Origin of the sequence: Aeromonas sp. QDB18 (genome assembly GCF_027705325.1) — a bacterium.
In the GTDB taxonomy this organism is placed as follows: domain Bacteria; phylum Pseudomonadota; class Gammaproteobacteria; order Enterobacterales; family Aeromonadaceae; genus Aeromonas; species Aeromonas caviae.
Genome location: NZ_JAPDBQ010000221.1, coordinates 1 through 4,025, shown reverse-complemented (window position 1 = coordinate 4,025; position 4,025 = coordinate 1). Strand labels below are relative to the sequence as shown.

Sequence of the window (4,025 nt, the reverse complement as noted above, 5' to 3'; positions counted from 1 at the left end):
TGCGATTAAATCAGATCACAAACGAAGCCTTTTTTCTATCTATTTCAATTGGTTGTAGCTAAAGATCCTGTACATGTTATGCTAATGCCAATTTCATTCACCACGAGAATAACCATATGCAACAACGACGTGCGCTCGCGCTACTGACGCTGGGTAGCCTGCTGCTAGCCCCTTGTACTTATGCCAGCGGGGGGGCTCCGCTGACCGCCGCTGTGGACGGCATTATCCAGCCGATGCTCAAGGAGTATCGGATCCCGGGGATGGCGGTCGCCGTGCTGAAAGATGGCAAGGCCCACTATTTCAACTATGGGGTTGCCAACCGCGAGAGTGGCCAGCGCGTCAGCGAGCAGACGCTGTTCGAGATTGGCTCGGTCAGCAAGACCCTGACCGCGACCCTCGGTGCCTATGCCGCAGTCAAGGGGGGCTTTGAGCTGGATGACAAGGTGAGCCAGCACGCCCCTTGGCTCAAAGGTTCCGCTTTCGATGGTGTGACCATGGCCGAGCTTGCCACCTACAGTGCGGGTGGTTTGCCGCTGCAGTTCCCCGATAAGGTGGATTCGAATGACAAGATGCGCACTTACTATCTGAGCTGGTCACCGGTTTATCCGGCGGGGACCCATCGTCAGTACGCCAATACCAGCATCGGTCTGTTCGGCTATCTGGCTGCCAGCTCCCTGGGCCTGCCATTTGAGCAACTGATGAGCCAGACCCTGCTGCCCAAGCTGGGTTTGCACCACACCTATATCCAGGTGCCGGAGTCGGCCATGGTGAACTATGCCTACGGCTATTCGAAGGAAGATAAGCCCATCCGGGTCACTCCGGGCGTGCTGGCGGCCGAGGCTTACGGGATCAAGACCGGCTCGGCGGATCTGCTGAAGTTTGTCGAGGCAAACATGGGGTATCAGGGAGATGCCGCGGTAAAAAGCGCGATCGCGCTGACCCACACCGGTTTCTACTCTGTAGGGGAAATGACCCAGGGGCTGGGCTGGGAGAGTTACGCCTATCCGGTGACCGAGCAGACATTGCTGGCGGGCAACTCACCAGCGGTGATCCTCCAGGCCAATCCGGTTACGCGCTTTGCGGTGCCCAAAGCGATGGGCGAGCAGCGGCTCTATAACAAGACGGGCTCGACCGGCGGCTTTGGCGCCTATGTGGCGTTCGTGCCCGCCAGAGGGATCGCCATCGTCATGCTGGCCAATCGCAACTATCCCATCGAGGCCAGGGTGACGGCGGCTCACGCCATCCTGAGTCAGTTGGCCGAGTGATCGGCCGAGTTCAAGGTCTCCACATTTGACAGTGACGCCGGGGCAACCCCGGCGTCACTGCGGGTATGCCCATCTCCGGTAATCGTGCTGTGGTGGGGTTTACTGCCTAAATGGCTCGATGTTAGAAACAAAATTTCCTGATTGGAATGTACTGATCGCCATCTCTTCACTAGGTGCAGGAGAGGGCCCACCATATAGTTCCCCCATTGCGGCACTGTCCGCAGCCATGTTCATTACGTTCGTTACCACCTTGGCTCTGCCCACTCTTCGCCTGTTGCTGCCATCTGGCGGGGGCTGGCGGGTCAATCTGCTATGGAGCATCCATGCCTGTATTCCTGTTGTGCAGTTTTCTGATGATCATCCTCTATCCGGTCGGGATCGATCTCTATCTGGTCGCCGTGCCCCAGATTGCCGATACCCTGCAGGCGAGCGAGGCGCAGATCCACACCGCCTTCTCCATCTATCTGTTTGGCATGGCGGCGACCGTGCTGCTGGGGGGAATGATTGCGGATCACTACGGGCGGCGCTGGGTGGTGCTGGGGGGGGCGCTGATTTTTGTCATCGCCTCGCTGGTGGCAGGTCATGCCGAGGGGATCACCCAGTTCTACCTCGGCCGTTTCTGGCAGGGGGTCGGGGCCGGGGCGCTCTATATCATGACCTTTACCGTGCTGCGGGATGTGCTGAGCCAAGAGCGGCTGGCGATGGCGCTCTCGATGATCAACGGGGTGATCTGCGTGATCCCGGTGCTGGCGCCGGTGCTCGGTTATCTCATCCTGTCCCATTTTGACTGGCGCGGGATCTTCGTGGCGATGGCGCTGGTGGCTGCCGTCAGCGGTCTGGTCAACCTGCTGCTGCTCAAGGAGACCCGTCCGGCGCGGCAACCGGGGAGTGGCGCGGCGCTGCCCTTTGCCCTGCTGCGCTCGCCGCGCTTTATGTTGCTCTCCCTGCTGACCAGTGCCAGCGTGACCGCCATTCTGGTCTATGTCAGCGTCTCGCCGCTGATCCTGATGAAGGAGTTTGGCTTCACGACCGAACAGTACTCCATCGTGATGATGGTGATGGCCGGGGTGAGCATGTCCACGTCTTTCCTGACCCCCCTGCTGTTGCGCCGTTTGGGCAAACAGAAGGTGCTGGCGGTGTCTCATCTCTCCTATCTGCTGGCGGCGTGCTCACTGCTCGGCAGCTGGCAGGCGGGGGGCGATATCCATCTGTTGCTGCCGGGGTTTGCGCTGGTCTGTGTCGGCTTCTCCTGTGGCTTCGGGGTGGCGATGGGGGAGGCGCTCGATGGTTGCCAGCATAACGTGGCCTTTGCCAGCGCCGTGCTCTGCATCATGCAGATCAGCCTCTCCGGCCTCTATATCTGGTTGCTTGGCCGGCTCGGCTTTACTCCGTCCGAGATGCTGATCTATGCCCTGCTGCTGGCACAGCTCAGTTACCTGGCCGTCAAAGGGCTGGTACCATGGCTCGCGGTCCGTGAAGCGCGGTCGCAGGGCTGATGGAAGATGAGAGGGGATATGCGCAACCTGGGTGAACTCGATTTGAACCTGCTGGTGGTCTTCAAGTACCTGATGCAGGAGCGCAGTGTGGCGGGGGCGGCCAAGAAGCTCTGCGTCACCCCGTCGGCGGTGAGCAAGTCTCTGGCCAAGTTGCGGGAGTGGTTTGACGATCCCCTGTTTGTGCGGGTGCGGCAGGGGTTGCAGCCGACCAACCTCTCCCTGACCCTGGAGGAGGAGCTGAAGGTCTGGTTCCAGCTCACCGACAGCATCACCTCGCTCAATAGCGATGCGATCCCCGACGGTGCCCGCTTTACGCTGGTGATGGAGTCCCCCTTCTACATCAGCTTCCTGAGCGATCTGCCCATGACCATCTATGAGAAGTACCCGAAATCGGTGGTCAGGATGCTGGGGTGGGATCACCACTCCCTCAACGACATCGTCAATGGCGATGCGGATCTCGGCTTCTGCGCCCGCGAAACCCATGGCCGCTCCCGGGCCAAGGTCAACCGCTTGCCTTATTACATCGATCACGAGGTGCTATTTACTGATCGTCCGGTGGTTTTTCTGCGCAAGGATCACCCGCTGCTCGAGCAGAAGTGGTCGCTGGAGAACTTTCTGGCCTGCCCCCAGATCAGCATGGTGTGGGAAGCGAACGATACCTGGGCCCTCGACAGTCTGCTGGAGGATGAGGGGCTGAAGCGGGAGGTGCCCATCATGGTCGCCAGTTTCGAGCAGGCGCTGCATATTGCCTCCCAGTCGAGCCACGAGCTGATCGCGGTGGCCCCCTCCTACTGTGGTGGTTATGCCAGTCGGCATCACGGCAATCTGATCGCCATGCCGCTGCCGCTGCCGGAGAAGCTCTACGCCCAGCTGGAGATCGCCTTCATCCTGTTGTGGCACAAACGGCACAATCAGGATGCCAAGGTGATGTGGCTGCGTAACGAGATCCGGCGACTCTATAACGACGAATTGCCACGTTAATGTGACAGTTACGATGTCTATTGATTAGCCGGAGTCAGCTGTTTCGGCTTGTTATTGATTATTTAACCGGCGGTGATGATGGCGATGGATTACTTAGTTGCCTGTTTTCTCGCCAAACAATGTCGCAACATACTTTCTGAAATGGAATGTTCTGACTTCTGCTTTTGCTGTAGACGCCAGCATGGCACCGTTAGATACTGCGATTCATCATGTACAGGATCTTTAGCTACAACCAATTGAAATAGATAGAAAAAAGGCTTCGTTTGTGATCTGATTTAATCGC

3 protein-coding genes are annotated in these 4,025 nt (G+C 58.6%); all 3 read left to right on the top strand.

What is annotated here, in order from left to right; translation table 11 throughout:
* The first annotated feature begins 116 nt into the window (after positions 1–116).
* Positions 117–1,265, top strand: coding sequence for an FOX family cephalosporin-hydrolyzing class C beta-lactamase (gene blaFOX, locus OKC30_RS20105; protein WP_270666945.1), 1,149 nt, complete (start codon positions 117–119; stop codon positions 1,263–1,265).
* Between the two features lie 323 nt (positions 1,266–1,588).
* The gene (locus OKC30_RS20100; RefSeq protein WP_270666946.1) at positions 1,589–2,761 is read left to right on the top strand and encodes an MFS transporter; all 1,173 of its coding nucleotides are present in this window, start codon (positions 1,589–1,591) and stop codon (positions 2,759–2,761) included.
* 18 nt (positions 2,762–2,779) lie between these two features.
* Positions 2,780–3,742 (top strand): HTH-type transcriptional regulator YidZ, encoded by a 963-nt coding sequence (gene yidZ / locus OKC30_RS20095; protein WP_042058466.1) that lies wholly within the window; start codon positions 2,780–2,782, stop codon positions 3,740–3,742.
* Positions 3,743–4,025: the final 283 nt, after the last annotated feature.